At 60.5% G+C, this 15972-nt stretch carries 16 protein-coding genes, 1 tRNA gene and 1 riboswitch; of the genes, 10 read left to right on the top strand and 7 right to left on the bottom strand.

The features are described 5' to 3' along the window. Positions 1-146 precede the first annotated feature (146 nt). Both B9A97_RS01295 and B9A97_RS01290 read left to right on the top strand, forming a co-directional pair. The gene (locus tag B9A97_RS01295; RefSeq protein WP_084363159.1) at positions 147-851 is read left to right on the top strand and encodes a fumarylacetoacetate hydrolase family protein; all 705 of its coding nucleotides are present in this window, start codon (positions 147-149) and stop codon (positions 849-851) included. Positions 852-1326: 475 nt separating this feature from the next. Continuing rightward, positions 1327-2766, top strand: a complete 1440-nt coding sequence (locus B9A97_RS01290; protein ID WP_244564080.1) for a coiled-coil domain-containing protein — start codon at positions 1327-1329, stop codon at positions 2764-2766. A 67-nt stretch (positions 2767-2833) separates the two neighbouring features. On the opposite strand, the gene B9A97_RS01285 is transcribed toward B9A97_RS01290, so the two are convergent. From B9A97_RS01285 to B9A97_RS01275, 3 genes are read right to left on the bottom strand one after another with little or no spacing between them, the layout of a single operon-like run. After that, complete coding sequence (locus B9A97_RS01285) at positions 2834-3733, bottom strand: NAD-dependent epimerase/dehydratase family protein (RefSeq protein ID WP_084363157.1); 900 nt, start codon at positions 3731-3733, stop codon at positions 2834-2836. A 36-nt stretch (positions 3734-3769) separates the two neighbouring features. After that, positions 3770-4552, bottom strand: coding sequence for an SDR family NAD(P)-dependent oxidoreductase (locus tag B9A97_RS01280; RefSeq protein ID WP_084363156.1), 783 nt, complete (start codon positions 4550-4552; stop codon positions 3770-3772). Between the two features lie 38 nt (positions 4553-4590). Further along, complete coding sequence (locus B9A97_RS01275; RefSeq protein ID WP_084363155.1) at positions 4591-5415, bottom strand: aldo/keto reductase; 825 nt, start codon at positions 5413-5415, stop codon at positions 4591-4593. Positions 5416-5581: 166 nt separating this feature from the next. On the opposite strand from B9A97_RS01275, the gene B9A97_RS01270 reads away from it, so the two are divergent. From B9A97_RS01270 to B9A97_RS01250, 5 genes are all read left to right on the top strand, one after another. After that, complete coding sequence (locus tag B9A97_RS01270) at positions 5582-6475, top strand: LysR family transcriptional regulator (RefSeq protein ID WP_179145188.1); 894 nt, start codon at positions 5582-5584, stop codon at positions 6473-6475. Positions 6476-6533: 58 nt separating this feature from the next. After that, positions 6534-6956: a YkgJ family cysteine cluster protein gene (locus B9A97_RS01265; protein WP_084363153.1), complete on the top strand. Its 423-nt coding sequence runs from the start codon at positions 6534-6536 to the stop codon at positions 6954-6956. Between the two features lie 142 nt (positions 6957-7098). Then, positions 7099-7313: riboswitch (cobalamin riboswitch) on the top strand. A 251-nt stretch (positions 7314-7564) separates the two neighbouring features. After that, complete coding sequence (locus B9A97_RS01260) at positions 7565-8287, top strand: ABC transporter ATP-binding protein (protein WP_244564079.1); 723 nt, start codon at positions 7565-7567, stop codon at positions 8285-8287. A gap of 17 nt (positions 8288-8304) precedes the next feature. Next, complete coding sequence (locus B9A97_RS01255) at positions 8305-9267, top strand: ABC transporter substrate-binding protein (protein ID WP_084363477.1); 963 nt, start codon at positions 8305-8307, stop codon at positions 9265-9267. 70 nt (positions 9268-9337) lie between these two features. Continuing rightward, positions 9338-10348 (top strand): FecCD family ABC transporter permease, encoded by a 1011-nt coding sequence (locus tag B9A97_RS01250; RefSeq protein WP_084363151.1) that lies wholly within the window; start codon positions 9338-9340, stop codon positions 10346-10348. 60 nt (positions 10349-10408) lie between these two features. Here B9A97_RS01250 and B9A97_RS01245 read toward each other — a convergent pair. After that, positions 10409-10483 (bottom strand) — tRNA-Val (locus tag B9A97_RS01245). Between the two features lie 93 nt (positions 10484-10576). Beyond that, on the bottom strand, positions 10577-10939 hold the full coding sequence (cpdR1, locus tag B9A97_RS01240; RefSeq protein ID WP_084363150.1) for a response regulator CpdR1: 363 nt from the start codon (positions 10937-10939) through the stop codon (positions 10577-10579). A 190-nt stretch (positions 10940-11129) separates the two neighbouring features. Here cpdR1 and B9A97_RS01235 point away from each other — a divergent pair, with 190 nt between their 5' ends. Both B9A97_RS01235 and hisN read left to right on the top strand, forming a co-directional pair. Continuing rightward, the gene (locus B9A97_RS01235) at positions 11130-12014 is read left to right on the top strand and encodes an N-formylglutamate amidohydrolase (protein WP_084363149.1); all 885 of its coding nucleotides are present in this window, start codon (positions 11130-11132) and stop codon (positions 12012-12014) included. Positions 12015-12297: 283 nt separating this feature from the next. Then, on the top strand, positions 12298-13074 hold the full coding sequence (hisN, locus tag B9A97_RS01230; RefSeq protein WP_084363148.1) for a histidinol-phosphatase: 777 nt from the start codon (positions 12298-12300) through the stop codon (positions 13072-13074). Positions 13075-13083: 9 nt separating this feature from the next. Here hisN and B9A97_RS01225 read toward each other — a convergent pair whose 3' ends face one another. Continuing rightward, positions 13084-14028 carry an alpha/beta fold hydrolase gene (locus B9A97_RS01225; RefSeq protein WP_084363147.1) on the bottom strand — a complete coding sequence of 315 codons (945 nt, stop codon included), beginning with the start codon at positions 14026-14028 and terminating at the stop codon, positions 13084-13086. Positions 14029-14299: 271 nt separating this feature from the next. Here B9A97_RS01225 and B9A97_RS01220 point away from each other — a divergent pair, with 271 nt between their 5' ends. After that, entirely contained in the window at positions 14300-14767 is a 468-nt protein-coding gene (locus tag B9A97_RS01220) for an Hsp20 family protein (protein WP_084363146.1), read from the top strand. A 63-nt stretch (positions 14768-14830) separates the two neighbouring features. Here the strand turns inward: B9A97_RS01220 and B9A97_RS01215 are convergent, their stop codons facing one another. Continuing rightward, positions 14831-15880 (bottom strand): threonine aldolase family protein, encoded by a 1050-nt coding sequence (locus B9A97_RS01215; protein WP_084363145.1) that lies wholly within the window; start codon positions 15878-15880, stop codon positions 14831-14833. Positions 15881-15972: the final 92 nt, after the last annotated feature.

Genomic DNA, 15972 nt, shown 5'->3' with positions numbered 1-15972 from the left:
GGCAATCGAGCCAAGAAAAAAGAGGCGCTGGAAGAGCATGTGCGGCCGTGAACCCGCGAGGGCACGCGCGACTTGCGAGAATTCCTCGTCTATGGTCCCGCCGTCCGATTAGAGAACACGACACGGACGCGAAGAGGAGCAAGACATTGAGCACGACCAAGGCATTATTCGAGGTTCCCGCGACGCCGCTGGTGCCAGTCAAGGGCGAAGCCGCGGCTTTCCCGGTCCATCGCATCTTCTGCGTCGGGCGCAACTATGCCGACCACGCCGCCGAGATGGGCCATGAAGTGGATCGCGAGGCGCCGTTTTATTTCACCAAGCCGGCCTCCGCCATCGTGCCGAGCGGCAGCGAAATCCCCTATCCCCCGGGAACGAGCAATCTTCATTACGAGATGGAATTCGTGGTCGCCATCGGCGCGCCGGCCTTTCGTATCTCTACCGAGGATGCCGGTAGCATTGTCTACGGCTATGCCGCGGGCCTCGATATGACCCGCCGGGATCTGCAGAACGCAGCCAAGGCCAAGCAGCGCCCCTGGTCTCTGGGCAAGGCGTTCGAGAATTCGGCCGTCATCGGTGAGATCACGCCAAAGGCGGTCTTCGGGACCGTCGGTCCGCAGCGGATCTCGCTGAAGGTCGGCGATGTGGTGAAGCAGGACGCGCACTTGTCCGACATGGTCTGGTCCGTTGCGGAGCTCATCAGCCACCTCTCGCAATACTATCATCTCGTGCCAGGCGACCTGATCTATACGGGAACGCCTGCCGGTGTGGGCCCCGTGGTGGCAGGCGACCGCATCAGTGGCGAGGTAGAGGGACTGTCGCCGATTACCCTGGTCCTGGGGGCTGCCGAATGATGTCGGAGACGGGCTGCAACGCGTAGTGCCGTGCCATTGGGAACGGTCTTCTGGTGGCGAGGCCGTCAGCGCTCGATTCGCTCCCAGTCGCATGTCGCAACCGCCTAGATATGCAAAAACCGCGTATCTAGGTGGTGAAAGTCCTTTTGGCACTCGCTTTTGCCGTGGCTCCGTTGCGGCTGTTGCCATCGTCAATGCCATCTATGAGCTGATGTGAAAAAAATCTGTTGGTTATTGTGGAATGCCCTCTTTGCGACGAAACTTTGCTTTGACGAACCTGATGCGGGAATCCATCCTGCACCGCATGCACTTAAAGGTGTTCGGGGTTTCGGCGAGTGCAGTTGTAATGTGCAGATCCGTAGCAGCAGATTAAACGTGTAAAGCCGGTGTGGGGGCCTAGATGGTCATGAGCTTTTTCCGTCGTACAGATGAACAGGTGAGGAGCGGAAACAGCGGCATGCCGCGAGCGCCGCAGATGCGTAGCGATTTGAACGAGAGCCAGCAGTTCGGTTCGGTCATCGAGGAGAGCCATCTCTCGTCCGAAGACCTCATTTCCGGTCTTGGCTATCTTCAGGATCGCGTCTCGTCCTTGTTGGGCGCCCATGGGGAGGCACTCAACGAGTTGACCACGCTTCGGGCGGAGCGTGCGCGCATCGCCTCGCTGCTGGAATATGAAAGCGGCGTCCGGCGCAAGCTTGATAGCGAGAGCCTGCGCATTGCCGCTGAAAACAAGGAATTGAAGGCGGAAAACTTCCACCTGCGTGGTGAAAGCGAAGATGCGCGCGAGAAGCTGATCAAGCTTCAGGCGATGTTCGATGCCAATGCCCAGGACCTGCAGGTCATCCAGGCTCGCCTGCGGGATGTTGGTCGCGAACTCGACGAACGCATCGACCAGTATGACGAGACCGCAGCGCTGCTGAAGCGGGCACACCAGGACCTCGATCAGCGTAACCGCGAATACGCATCGATGCGCGAGCGTTACGAGAACGAGAAGACCTCGCATCAGGTCTTTACTGAAACCGCGCGTCGTGAGGCCGAGGCCCAGTCTCGCGAGATCGCCCGGCTGAACGAAGAAAAGAAGCAGCTAAAGAATTCTCTGTCCCATCACGAAAACCAGGCACGGACCCTGGCAAGTGAAGTCATGGGCCTGAAGCAGGAGCTGTCCTTCGCCGAGGAAAAGCTGAAGCGGCTGCAGAACGAGCTGGATAACCAGCAGACTGCCACCTCGATCGAGATGTCGCAGTTGCAGACCAAGAACGAGGCGATCAATTCCAAGGTCGAGCTTGTCGAAAAGCTGCTTGTGACGGCCCGCGGCCGCAGCAAGCTGGCGGAAGACGAATTGCAGGCCGTGCGTGCGGAACTGAAGCAGACCAAGGCGGAGCTTTCCACCGTGGCGCTGCGTGCAGATCGTCTTGGCCAGGAGCTCAACACAGCCCGTTCCACCAGCGCCGATGGCGAGGCCCAGCGCCGGGAACTGCAGATGCAGGTCAGCGAACTGACCATGCGCCTGCGCGACTCCGAAAACATGCGCATGAAGAAGGAACGCGACGCCGAGGCGATGAAGCAGGACTTCGACCAGCGCGGCTACGCCGACCAGGAAGAAATCCGCCAGCTGCGGACGAGCGCCGAGGTGGCCAAGGCCGAGATCCAGCAGCTTCGCACCGAGATCGCGATCCTGACGGGCCAGCTCGAATTCCAGCGCAACGACCGCATGGATCGCGGCGAGCGGGCAACGACGACGACGTCCACCGCGCCGGGTTCGGTCTCCTCGACCATGGACTATGGTTCGCCGTCAGCCTCATCACTGAGCGGTTCGGTGCCGATGCCGCGTGCATCCACCGAAGGCGTTGCAAAGCCGATAATCGACATTTCCGAGAAGTCGCTGCGCAATCCCCGTCCGTCGGTCGATTATTGATCGACACCGGCTCCATATGATTTGAAGAAGCCGCCCTTGGGCGGCTTCTTGCGTTTCGACGGGTGGTTCAGCCTTCGGCCGGCACGTATTTGCGCCAGTCGTGCTCTTCCTTGAAGCCGAGGACCTCGCGGATCTTACGATTCGACAGCGGCGCCTCGTTGCCCTGCATCGGCCGGGTGAGGGGCGTGTTCGGAGCCCATTTGGCCAGGAATTCCTGGGTCGGCTCGTGGGCCGTGATGGTGTCGTTCACGGCATTGAAGACCTGGAAGCCGAGACCGTCCTTGGCCACGCAGAGATCAACGATCTGGCCAAGATCGCGGGCGTCGATATAGCTCCAGGCATTGCGCTTGCGCGACGGCGGGTCGGCAAAGAAGCCCGGGAATCGCTCGTATTCATGGGGTTCGATGACATTGCCGATGCGCAGGGCATAGATATCGATGCCGCTGCGCATGGCGAAGGCACGCGCCGTTTTTTCGTTGACCAGCTTGGACAGGCCGTAGCTGTCCATGGGATCGATGTCGTAGTCTTCTTCCAGCGGAAAGCTGTGATAGTCCTTGTCGCCCTCGGCAAAGCAGACGCCATAGGTCGTCTCGCTTGAGGCAATGATCACCTTGCGGATGCCGAGCTTCACGGCAGCCTCGATGACATTGTAGGTCGATGTCACATTGGCGGCGAAGGTGGTGTTGTCGGGGCGCATCAGCACGCGCGGGACGGCGGCGAAATGCACGACGGCATCGACCGGTGCCGGTCCCTTGCCGGTTTCATAGCCGTCGAATCCGAAATGCATGGACAGCGCATTGAAGACTTCGCCGCTGTTGGTGACGTCAGTGAGGAGCGTGTTCACCCTGGAATCCGCAAGCGGTACGAGGTCGAGGTTCAAGACCTTGTGGCCGCGGTCCAGCAGATAGGGCACGACATGACGGCCGGCCTTGCCGCTGCCGCCGGTGAAGACGATGCGTTTGCTCATGGTTATGTCCTTTCATGGAGTTGTTGGGCTCGGCCCTCACGGCATCAACTGGCCGCCATTGACCTCGATTGTCTGGCCGATGATGTAGGGCGAGAGGCGTTCGGAAGCGAGGAAGAGATAGGTGCCGATGCAGTCCTCAACGGTGCCGAACCGTCCCTGCGGAATGGTTCTGAGGGCTGCCTGCATCTGCGCCTCGCTGGAATAGCGCTCGTGGAACGGCGTCAGCACGATGCCCGGAGCCACCGCATTTGCCCTGATATTGTGGGCGATGAACTCCTTGGCCATGCCGCGGGTGACATTGGAAATGAAGGCCTTGGAAGAGCCGTAGAGGCCGGCGCCACCGCTGGCGCCGTTGCGCGCGGCGATCGAGGTGGTGTTGATGATGAAGCCGCCGCCCTGGCGTTTCAAATGCGGAAGAGCGGCCTTGCAGGCTAGCAGCACGGAGCGGGCGTTGAGATCCATGACCGCGTCGTAATGCTCCTCGGTCATGTCAGCATAATCAAGGCGTGCGACCATGCCGCCGGCATTGTTGATCAACCCATCCAGCCGACCGAAAGCGGCCGCGGTTTCTTCAACGGCGCCGGCCATCGCCGAGGCGCTGGTGGCATCCGCGCGCACCAGGGTCACCTTGCCGCCGGCGGCGCGGATTTCCTCGCCCAGCTTCTCCGCGGCCTCGACGCTGGAATTGTAATGCAATCCGACGGAGCAACCCTGATCGGCAAAGGCGCGTGCCAGGGCGGCGCCTATTCCTGTCGAGGCGCCGGTGATCAGCACGGCCTTGCCTTGGAGATCCGGAATGGATGCGATCGTCTGGGTCATGGTGGTATCCTTTATGTCTTCTGTTGTTGTCGCCAGGATCAGGTATCCCAGACGGGGCACCAGTCGCCGTTGACCAGCCGCATGCCTTTCTCCAGCGTGCGGATGCGGGCGATCTCGTCGTCGCTAAGCCTGATCTCGCCGGCCTTCAGGTTTGTCACGATGCGCTCCTTGCGGGCAGAGGAGGGGATGACGATGTGGCCTTCGTGGAGCAGGAAGGCCAGTGCCACCTGATCCGGGCCCGCATCATGGGCCTTGCCGATGTCACGGAGCAGCGCATCATCCGCCACGCGGCCGCGAGCCAAGGGTGAATAGGCTGTTATCGACAGGCCGATCGACCGGCAGTGATCGACGATCGGGCGGTTCTGCATATAGACATGGCACTCCACCTGGTTGGTGGCGAGCGGCCTGTCGCCCAGCAGTTCGATCGTCCTGGTGAGCAGCGGTATGGTGAAGTTTGATACGCCGATGCGGTCGGCAAGGCCGGCGTCATAAACCTCGGCGAACTGACTAATATAGTCTTCCAGCGCAAACTGGTTTTTGATCGCCGGCCAATGCAGCAAGAGCAGGTCGACCTTGTCCATGCCGAGCTTGTCGAGGCTTTCCCGTACGGAGGGCATGATCCGGCCCGGGGCGAAGTTCCCAGGTTTCACCTTGGTCGTGAGGAAGACCTCGCGTGGATCAAGTCCGCTATCGCGGATCGCCCGACCGACATCCTGTTCGTTTTCGTAGCCCTGCGCGGTGTCGATATGGCGGTAACCTGCCTCCAGCGCCCAAAGTGATCCCTGATAGGCCTCCTCGCTGGACCTGTTCCAGGTTCCGTAGCCAATCCTGGGTATCGGTGCCAATTCGCTTTGCGGATGCATGTTTCCTCCTCCTTGCAGGATTTTTAGCCGTATCTGCGGCGCCATCACTCCACGCACGACGCTGGCGCTGCCAAATCGTCAGCGGACAATGGTGACGGGGCTTTCATCTGTCAAACGGAAGATATAGATCGAATTCATCTGAAGGACAGAATAATTGAGGTCGAGCGTGGAACTGAGGCAGCTGCAGTATTTCGTGGCGGCCGCGAAGGCCGAGCACTTCACGGTGGCTGCACGCCAGCTCAATATCGTTCAGTCGGCTCTTTCGAGCGCGATCAAGGGCTTGGAAGAAGAGTTGCAGGCGAAGCTCTTCATCCGCACGACCCGCCAGGTCAGGTTGACGGCGGCGGGGCGGGTGCTGCTGGAAAAGGCGGCGATCGTGCTGGATGCAGCGCGGGAAGCGCGCGATAGCGTGGCGGCGGTCCAGGGTGCGGAGCGCGGCAAGCTCGCGATCGGCACTGTGCAAGGTCTGCCGGCCTTTCTCGACCTGCCGGCGCTTCTGGCGCGCTATCACAAGCGCCATCCCATGATCGAGGTGCGGCTGTGCCAGGCCGGCTCCGCCCATCTCATCGACAAGCTGCGCAACGGATTGCTGGATATCGCCTTCCTGCCGATGGGCGACATGCCCTCGGATATCATGACGCGCATGATCGCCTGCGAGGCGCTTGTGGTCGTGACCGGGCTGGAGCATCCGCTGGCCGGGCGCAAATCGGTCTCCATGCGGGACCTTGCCGTCCATGCCTTTGTCGATTTCGAATATGATCGCGGCACCCGATCCCTCATCGACAATGCCTTCGACGCGGGTCGAATCGAGCGGCGAACCGCCTTCGAGGTCAGCGATCTCGACAGCCTGATGGAACTGGTGGCGCATGGGCTGGGTGTTGCCCTTGTTCCGGAGACGGTTGCTGCCGCATTTGGCGGGCGAATCAGCGTCAGCGAACTCGCCGATGCGGAAATCTGCTGGGAGCTGGTGGTGGCCTGTTCGCAGCGGGCCATGGAGCAGGAGCGCCTGACGGATGCGGCACCTCAACGCTTCCTCGACATGTTGCCGGTCATCGAATAGTCGTGAGATCAAGGGTTTCGCTGGCTGCGTCCGGCGGCCCATATTCCGGAGCGTTTCCATGTCCGCCTTGATCCAAACCGTGCCGGGGCGAGCCTGTGGAAGCTGCACCCTTTGTTGCCGGCTGCCGGAGATCGAAGAATTTTCAAAGCCTGCCAATGACTGGTGCGGGCATTGCGAGCCGGGTCGCGGGTGTCGCATCTACGATACTCGGCCGGGGCTCTGCCGTGACTTCTTCTGCCGTTACATCACGGATGCCGGTATGAGCGAGATCTGGGCGCCGGAGATCTCCCATATGATGGTCTATGACCAGGGGCCGCAGATCACTGTTCTGGTGGACCCTGATCACCAGGCGATCTGGGGTAGTTCGCCCTACCTAGAGGAACTCGAGCGCTGGGCCTTGGAAGCCGAATCGTCGGGCGGCTATGTCATCGTCTATTTCGGCGATCATCTCACAAAGATCGAGCCGCGACGCTCTGCCTGAGCATTCGTGTCGGTCATCAAGATAAGCCCTTGACGTCGGATATGTAACTAAATAACATTACATTATCGATTGAGTGAAATGAAACGTCCGCTCCCAAGGGGGTGGTCGCTTCGTGATCCGGTTGTCAGGTGCTGTGAAGTGTGTCAGATGTTGTGGCGATGGTGCTGCCTGGACGGAAGTCCGGCGCGGCTGAAAAGGGAACACGGTGCGGACGACCCAATCGGGGCCTAAACCGTGGCTGCCCCCGCAACTGTAAGCGGAGAGTGCATCGGCAATATCCCACTGGCATGAGCCGGGAAGGGGCCAATGCGCATCGACCCGCGAGCCAGGAGACCTGCCATCAAAGTTGATAAACCGCAACGGACGGGGTGTTCCGATGGATAAAATCTGGCGTGAGGGCCGCGCCTGCGCGTCGCCTCTTATCTTTGCCATGTGGTGTCCCGGCAATGCCTCGGGAGGGCCGACATGGCAAGACATCCCATTCGACATTTAGCGCCTTTGACCTGCCGCTCGCGTTTGTGCCGGGGAGGTCAGTTATGAGCTGCTCGGCGACTGGCGCAAGTCTCTCGGCATCCAATCTTGGTTGGGGTCCGAGACCGGACCTGTTATTGGTACGCGACGTCAATTTTTCGATTACGGCCGGCGAGCGGCTGGCGATCGTCGGTCCGAATGGCGCCGGCAAGACCTCGTTGCTACGCTGCCTGTATCGGGGCGTTGCGCCCGTCGAAGGGCGGGTGATGGTGGGTGGCGAAGACCTCGGCCGCATGTCCCCCCGGGATAGTGCCCGGCGGATCGGCGTTGTGCTCCAGGAAATGCCGGCCGATTTCCCGTTCAGCGTCCGCGATGTGGTGATGATGGGGCGTATTCCGCGTCGGACCGGCCTTGGTGGCTGGTCGGATGTGGACCGCGCGAAGGTGGCGCATTCGCTGGAGCACCTGGACCTCACGCATCTGGCCAGCAGGCAATTCTCCACCCTGTCCGGTGGGGAAAAGCAGCGTGTGCTCGTGGCCCGGGCTTTGAGCCAGGAGCCGGAGATCGTCATCCTGGACGAGCCGACCAACCATCTCGACATTCGCCATCAACTCGAGATTCTAGATCTCCTGAAAGGCTTGAGCCTGACGGTCGTGACCACCTTGCACGACATCAATCTGGCCGGCGAGTTCGCAACCCATGTGGCATTGATGCAGGCGGGTCGCATGGTGGCGTTCGGGCGGCCCGATCACGTGCTGACCTCCCAGGCGGTTTCCACCACCTTCGGTGTCGATGCCATCTGCCATCCCGTGCCCGGCCTGAGCGCATCGCGCTTTTCTTTTTCCCTTGCAACGTCATGAAGCAAAAAGGTCCATTCATGAAAACCTCCGTACTTGTGGCTTCCGCAGCCTCTCTCCTGCTCTCGCTTGCCGTTTCCGCTCAGGCGCAGGCCTATCCGGTGACCGTCAAGAGCTGCGACCGGGAGGTCACCTTCGACAAGGCGCCGACGCGGGCAATCTCCAATGACGTCAACCTCACCGAGATGATGCTGGCCCTGGGGCTGCAGGACCATATGGCCGGCTATACCGGCGTATCCGGATGGAAGACGCTGGACGAAAAGCTGCGCGAGGGCGTGAAGGAACTGCCGGAATTGTCGCCCAAATACCCCACCAAGGAAGTCCTGCTGAACGCGGATGCGGACTTCTACTTCGCCGGTTGGAACTACGGCATGAAGGTGGGCGGGGAGGTGACGCCGCAGACGCTGGAACCCTTCAAGATCAAGGTCTATGAACTGACCGAATCCTGCATTCACATCATGGCCAAGGCCAAGCCGACCATGGATGACATGTTCGTGGATCTCCTCAACCTTGGCCGGATTTTTGGCATCGAGGCGCGCGCTGAGGCCCTGGTGTCCGGATACAAGGCAAAGCTGGATGAAACCGTGCGCAAGCTCGGCGGCATCGAGCGCCCGACGCGGGTGTTCGTCTATGACTCCGGCGAGGAAAAGCCGTTCACCTCGGGACGCTTCGGCATCCCGACGGCCATGATCGAGGCTGCGGGCGGCGCAAACGTTATGGACGATGTCGAGAAGAGCTGGACCGAAGTCTCCTGGGAGCCGGTGATCGAGCGCAATCCGGAGGTCGTGGTGATCGTCAATTACGGCGAGGTGACCGCTGAGCAGAAGATCGCCTTCATGAAGAACAACCCCGCCTTCAAGAACATTGATGCGGTGAAGAACGACCGTTTCGTGGTGCTTGATTATGTCGAGGCGACGCCCGGTCCGCGCAATGTCGATGCGATCGGCCGTCTGGCGGATGCGTTCCATCCCCGCAACATGTGATTGATTGCGCGGATTGTTGTGCCGGGCGGAGTTGCGCCCGGTTCTTTTTTGTCATGAAAATGAGTATGCCATGACCGCCCTCAGGTTGTTTCCAATCCTGCTTCTGGCGGGCCTCACGCTTCTGGCCTGCGTTACAGCAGGGGTTTCGTTTGGATCGGCCTCTGTGCCTTTCACGACGGTCTGGTCCATCATCGCCAACAAGATGTCTCCTGGCCTGGTTGCTGTCGACTGGTCGGCGGGCCGAGAAAGCATCGTCTGGGATGTGCGCTTTCCACGGGTCATCCTGGCCGCCCTGGTCGGCGCCGGTCTTGCCGTGGTGGGGGCTGTGCTGCAGGCGGTTACCCGCAATCCGCTGGCCGATCCGCATCTGCTCGGTGTGTCCTCCGGCGGCGCGCTCGGTGCCATTATCGCCTTGCTGCATACGGGGCTGATATTCGGTCTGGTGACCGTGCCGCTTTTCGCCTTCATTGGTGCGCTCGTCGCCACCTTCGCCGTTGTCGGGGTGACGCGCATGACTGGCGCCTCCGCCGATCGCCTGGTGCTGTCGGGGGTCGCCATTGCCTTTGTCGCCACCGCACTCGCCAATCTCATGATCTTCCTGGGAGATCCGCGCGCTGTGCACACGGTGGTATTCTGGATGCTGGGCGGGCTGGGGCTGGCGCAGTGGCAGCATCTTATCTATCCGGCGGCAGCACTGGCCTTGTGCCTTGGATGGCTGTTGCTCAGGGCGCGGGAGGTCAATGCGCTGGCCATGGGGGACGAAACGGCGGCCACGCTCGGCGTTTCGGTGACACTCTTCCGCAATCAGCTCTTTCTGGTCACGGCGCTTCTCACGGGCGTCATGGTGGCCTTTTCCGGCGCCATCGGTTTTGTCGGCTTGATGGTGCCGCATTTCGTGCGGCTGATCGCTGGCAGCGACAATGTCAGGGTCATTCCGCTATCCGCCTTTTTCGGCGCTGTGGCGCTCATTCTTGCAGACATCGTTGCGCGCGTGGTCATGGCACCTGAGGACATGCCGATCGGCGTGGTGACGGGTCTCGTCGGCGGCTTTGCGTTCATCGCGATCCTCAGGCGGAGATAGGCAGAGACCAAAAAGGAAAAGGCTCAGCGATTTCTCGCTAAGCCTTTGTCTTAATAGGGATGGTGGGCGTGACAAGGATCGAACTTGTGACCCCTACGATGTCAACGTAGTGCTCTCCCGCTGAGCTACACGCCCATCCGATGGCGGCTTAAGACCACAAAACCCTTGCTCGCGTCAATAGGCTTTCTGGTCTTTGTGAAGAGTTTTTTACAGCTCCTCGGAAAGCCCTTATGCTGCAAGGAGTTTGTTGACTTCGTCGACGAGGTCGCGAAGGTGGAAAGGCTTGGAAAGCACCTTTGCATCCTTCGGCGCCTTCGAATCAGCGTTCAGCGCAACGGCGGCAAAACCGGTGATGAACATGACCTTCAGGTCCGGATCGAGTTCGGTGGCGCGGCGCGCCAGTTCGATGCCGTCCATCTCCGGCATCACGATATCCGTCAGAAGGAGCGAAAAAGGCTCTTCGCGAAGCCGGTCATAGGCGCTTGCGCCATTGTCGAACGAAGAGACCTTGTACCCTGCCTTCTCCAAAGCCTTGACCAGGAAGCGACGCATATCGTTGTCGTCTTCCGCGAGCAGAATTTTCTGAATCATGTACGAACCGTTACTCATCCATTTGAAAGGAGGCTTTGCAGCGCCCGAGTGTACTCATTTGCGAGTAAACATACGGTGAATAACCGTAATATGGGTTGCTGTTGCCATTTTTGCCAGTATGGACTTCCAGGGCCCCAACTGGCAACATGCGCTTCGCAACAAGTTTGTGACTTGGTAAAAAAGAGACTCGATGGACGGGGAAACATCAGAATCCGAACTGTTCGAAGTGCGCGAACCGGATACGCAGTCCATTCCCTTCGTGTACAATTCTCCGCATAGCGGCAGACGATATCCCCTGTCGTTCCTGGCGGCCTCCCGGCTGGACGGGAAGTCGATCCGCAGGTCGGAAGATCACTACGTCGATGAATTGTTCGGTGCTGCGCCGTCGCTTGGCGCGCCTCTGCTGGTTGCGCATTTCCCCCGTGCTTACATCGACGTAAACCGCGAGCCCTATGAGCTCGATCCGCGCATGTTCAGCGGGCCATTACCCTCGTTTGCCAACAGCCATTCCGTGCGTGTCGCCGGCGGCCTGGGAACCATCCCACGCATCGTGGCCGAGAATATGGAGATCTATGCCGGCCGGTTGAATGTCGGGGAGGGGCTTGAGCGTATCGAGAATGTGTACAAGCCTTATCACGCCCGGCTGCGAAAGCTGATTGCGCGCACGCATGCGATTTTTGGCTTCGGGGTATTGATCGACTGCCATTCCATGCCGGGAAATATCCGGCTCTCGGGCAGCGGCATCAAGCCTGATTTCATCATCGGCGACCGTTACGGGACCAGCGCTTCGGCCGACCTGACAAATGCCGCGATCAGTTTCCTGGAGGAACTGGGCTTTACCGCGGTTCGCAACAAGCCCTATGCCGGTGGTTTCATCACCGAACATTACGGACGTCCGGCGCGCGGGCTGCATGCCCTGCAGGTCGAGGTTAACAGAGCGCTCTACGTGGACGAGGCAACGCTTCAGAAGCGTCCGGACTTCCATGTGCTGGCAGGCGCCATTTCCGTGTTCATGGACAACATGGCCCGTTTCGTCGATCGGTTCACCGACGACATGGCCTTGGCGGCCGAATAGGCCTTTGCCGCTCGGCGGCTATCTCACTATCCCGACATCGCCTCCAAAAAAGAACCGCGCCAGTGGCGCGGCTAAGTCTAGGGAGGAAACACCCAAGGAGGGTATTTACAGTCAGAAGACTGTAAGGAAGAGGCTATTGCTGCGACGCACAATTGTCAAGTCGTTAATGGTTGATTTTTATGCAGGTCACAAAGTTGCATGAATTTTGGTCTCCGGCATGCGGGATTTGCAATTCGGGCAAACTCGGCTAAGGAGATGCATCATCCAGAACGAGGCGAAATCCATGCTTCCCGACCGTCAATTCTTCGACCGGCTGGCCGATGCGGCCAAGGCGGAAACCCTTCCGCGGTTTCGCGTGGGCGTCGATGTTGTCAACAAGGACGCTGGTGGTTTCGATCCCGTGACGGAAGGCGACCGTGCTGCGGAAGTTGCGATCCGGGCGCTCATTCAGCAGCAGTTTCCGGACCATGGCATCCTCGGTGAAGAAGAGGGAAATGTCGGTATTGACCGCGAGCATGTCTGGGTCATCGATCCAATCGATGGCACGCGGGCCTTCATTTCGGGTGTGCCTGTTTGGGGCACTCTGATCGGTTTCCAGAAGGCCGGCCGTGCGCTGATGGGCATGATGGACCAGCCCTTCACCGGCGAGCGCTATTTTGCCGATGGCAAGACGGCCTCCTACAGGGGGCCGGATGGTGAGCGGCAGATCCGGACGCGGGATTGCGGCTCCCTGGAGAATGCAACGCTCTTCACCACGTCAACGCATCTGTTCAATGCCTCGGAATTGGCGTGCTACATGGAGATCCAGAACCGGGTGCGGCTATTCCGCTATGGTATCGATTGTTATGCCTATGCCCTGCTGGCCGCCGGTCATGTCGATCTCGTCGTGGAAAGCGCGCTGAAGCCTTACGATGTTGGCGCGCTGATCCCAATCATCGAGCAGGCGGGCGGCGTGATCACCACGTGGAAGGGCGAGCGCCCCGAGAACGGCGGCTCCATCGTGGCGGCCGGTAGTGCGGCTGTCCATGCGCAGGCGCTGGAGATCTTGTCCCGCGCCTGATGCTATCAGTTACGCGTCGTCGCCTCCGGGTATGAAGGCGTCAAAGGCGGCAAGCGCCTGGGCCCGGTATTTGTCCCGTTCCTGCAGCAGTTCGTGGCGTGCGCCGGCGACGGGGATGAACTGCGCCGCGCGGAAGTAGCGGGAGAGGTTTTCCTGCGCGCTATAGGGCACGACCATGTCCCGGGCCGGCGCCAGAAGCACGGTCGGAATGGTGATGGCGTAGAGATGCGCTGGCTGTGTCACCCGCCTGATCGTGGTCAGCGTCTCGTAGAGCCAGCGCGCGGTGGGCGGGCCGAGGCCCAATTCCGGATGCGCCTCCAGGATCTGGCGGTTGCGCTGGAACCGCTCCGGATCGGATGTCAGGGGATTGTCCTCGAAAGGTCGCGCGGACATGTCCTTCGAGAGGCAGCGGCTTCCGAGCCCAAGCCAGCTTAGCGCGCGGGTGAGGTGCCTGATGGCGCCGCCTGAGAATTTCTGGCCGCCAAGTGCTACGAAGGGCGCCAACAGCACCATCCGGTCAATTCGGCTGATCAGCCGCGGCGCTGCCGAGAGCGCGATGAGTGCGCCGGTGGAATGGGCGAGGATGAAGAACGGTAGCCTGGCATCCGGCAGAACGACCTCTTCCAAGAAGATATCGAGGTCGCGCTCGTAGTCGGAAAATCGGCGCACATGGCCGCGTCGCGCGTCCGGTAGTTGCCGGTCGGAATTTCCCTGCCCGCGCAGGTCGAAGGTGGCGACCCATAGACCACGCGCGGTGATATGCCGGATGGTCTCGAAATACTTCTCGATGCTCTCGTTGCGCCCTTGGAGGATGATGACCGTGCCTTTGGCCATCGAGGCTTCGGAGCGAAAGATGGCATAGCGCAGGTTGACGCCGCGATGACCCTTGAAGAAGCCAGTGATGTGATTGCCGGGAACGGGATTTCCCGGTGTGTCGTGAAGAATGGCGTCCATGGTCTCTACTTGAGAATCATCAGCCGGACTCGTGGTCCGTTCCTGATATCGGGATAGGCGGAAGCCTCTGCAACGTCAAAGGAAAACCACTGAAGACGGCTGGCGCTTGCAGGTCCTCAAGGCGGTGCCGGAAGCCCCTTGAATTCAAAAATGCCAGTTCCCATCTTGTTGCTGCGGGCGCCAGACAGGGTCCGCCAAGAGAATTGCGCCATTGCCTCAACGGGATGTCGCAAGTCTGAAACCGCAAACCGTCGCTTCACAGGAGGACACCATGCGTCACGTCGATTTTTCCCCCCTTTACCGTTCCACCGTCGGCTTTGACCGGCTTTTCACCATGCTCGACAGCCTTGGTCAGCCTGACCAGGCACAGGCCTATCCGCCCTACAATATCGAGCGCACCGGCGAAAACACCTATCGCATCACCATGGCCGTGGCCGGTTTCGATGAGCGCGAACTCTCGATCGAGGCCCATGCGCATGTGCTGACCGTCAAGGGTGAGAAGGCCGAGGACGAGCAGGCAGAGCAGACCGAGTTCCTCTATCGCGGCATTGCCAAGCGCGCCTTCGAGCGCCGCTTCCAGCTTGCCGATCACGTCGAGGTTCAGGCCGCTTCCCTGAAAAACGGCCTGTTGCACATCGACCTGCTGCGCAACATTCCCGAGGCCATGAAGCCGCGCCGCATCGCGATTGCCGCCGAGCCGGTCAATGCGCCGAAGGCTATCGAGGCCCACGTCAACTGATCCGGATCTCTCTATCCGGTTCGGACGGCCTCCCCTGCGGGAGGCCGTTTTCGTTTGTGCGGGTCAGGCGATCAGGGCGAGGAAATCATCGACTTCTGCCAAGGTCGTCGAGAAGCTGGTGACGAGGCGTAGCAGCCTTTGGCCGGGACCCAGCAGCTTTGGCATTTCGCGCGGCACTGGCCAGTCGTAGAACTTGGCGCCGGCGTCGGCGGCGCGTTTGGCGGCATCGGCGCTTACAACGGCAAAGACCTCGTTCGCCATCGTCGGCCATGCCTGGCGGGCGACATTGGAGCGGGCTAGTCCCTGCCGCAGCCTGTCGGCCATGCTGTTGGCGTTGCGGGCGAGGGCGAGCCACAGGTCGTCCTCGAAATAAGCCCCCAACTGGGCCGAGACGAAGCGGGTCTTGGAGAAGAGCTGGGCGGAGCGCTTGCGGATATAGGGCACTTCCTCCGCCATCTCGGGCTTGAAGAATACGATCGCCTCGGCGCACCAGCAGCCGTTCTTGGTGCCACCGAAGGAGAGAATGTCGATGCCGCGCTTCCATGTCATGTCGGCCGGCGTGCAGTCCAAGGCGACAAGCGCGTTGGCGAAACGGGCGCCATCCATGTGCAGCGGCAGCCCCTTTGCGCGGGCGATCTCGCCGATCGCGGAAATCTCATCGAGGCTATAGATGGTGCCGGCCTCGGTCGCCTGGGTGATGGTGATCGCCATCGGCCGTCCCTGATGCACGGACGGCACATCGAAGCGCGCGACATGCGCTGCCAAGGCCGCCGCATCCATTTTTCCGTCACTGCCCTCAACAGGGTAGAGACGGCTGGCGCCTGTCAGAAATTCCGGCGCGCCGCCCTCATCGCAATTCACATGGGCATCGAAATGACAGAAGGTGACACCGCCGGCGCGGGCGACGCTGGCGAGTGCCAGCGAATTGGCCGCCGTACCCGTTCCAACGAAGAACACAGCAACTTCACGCTCGAAGATCTCGTTGAATTTGGCCTCGATGCGTTTGTCCAGGTCGCTATTGCCATAGGCGGCCGCATAGCCGGCGGCTTCCCGCGACAGGCTTTCGGCGATGGAGGGATGGGCTCCTGCCCAATTGTCCGATGCGAAGAACATTTTTTCTAATCCGATTGGTCCCTTAGAGCTGCGGTCGAGATTAGGGATATTTAAAGCGGGATCAATTGGCGCATGCGTCAAAGGCGGTCGCA

The sequence above is a fragment of the Rhizobium sp. RU36D genome (genome assembly GCF_900176345.1).
Classification (GTDB): Bacteria; Pseudomonadota; Alphaproteobacteria; order Rhizobiales; family Rhizobiaceae; genus Allorhizobium.
The sequence above is the reverse complement of the archived record's forward strand: the minus strand, read 5'-3'. Positions and strand labels throughout refer to the sequence as shown.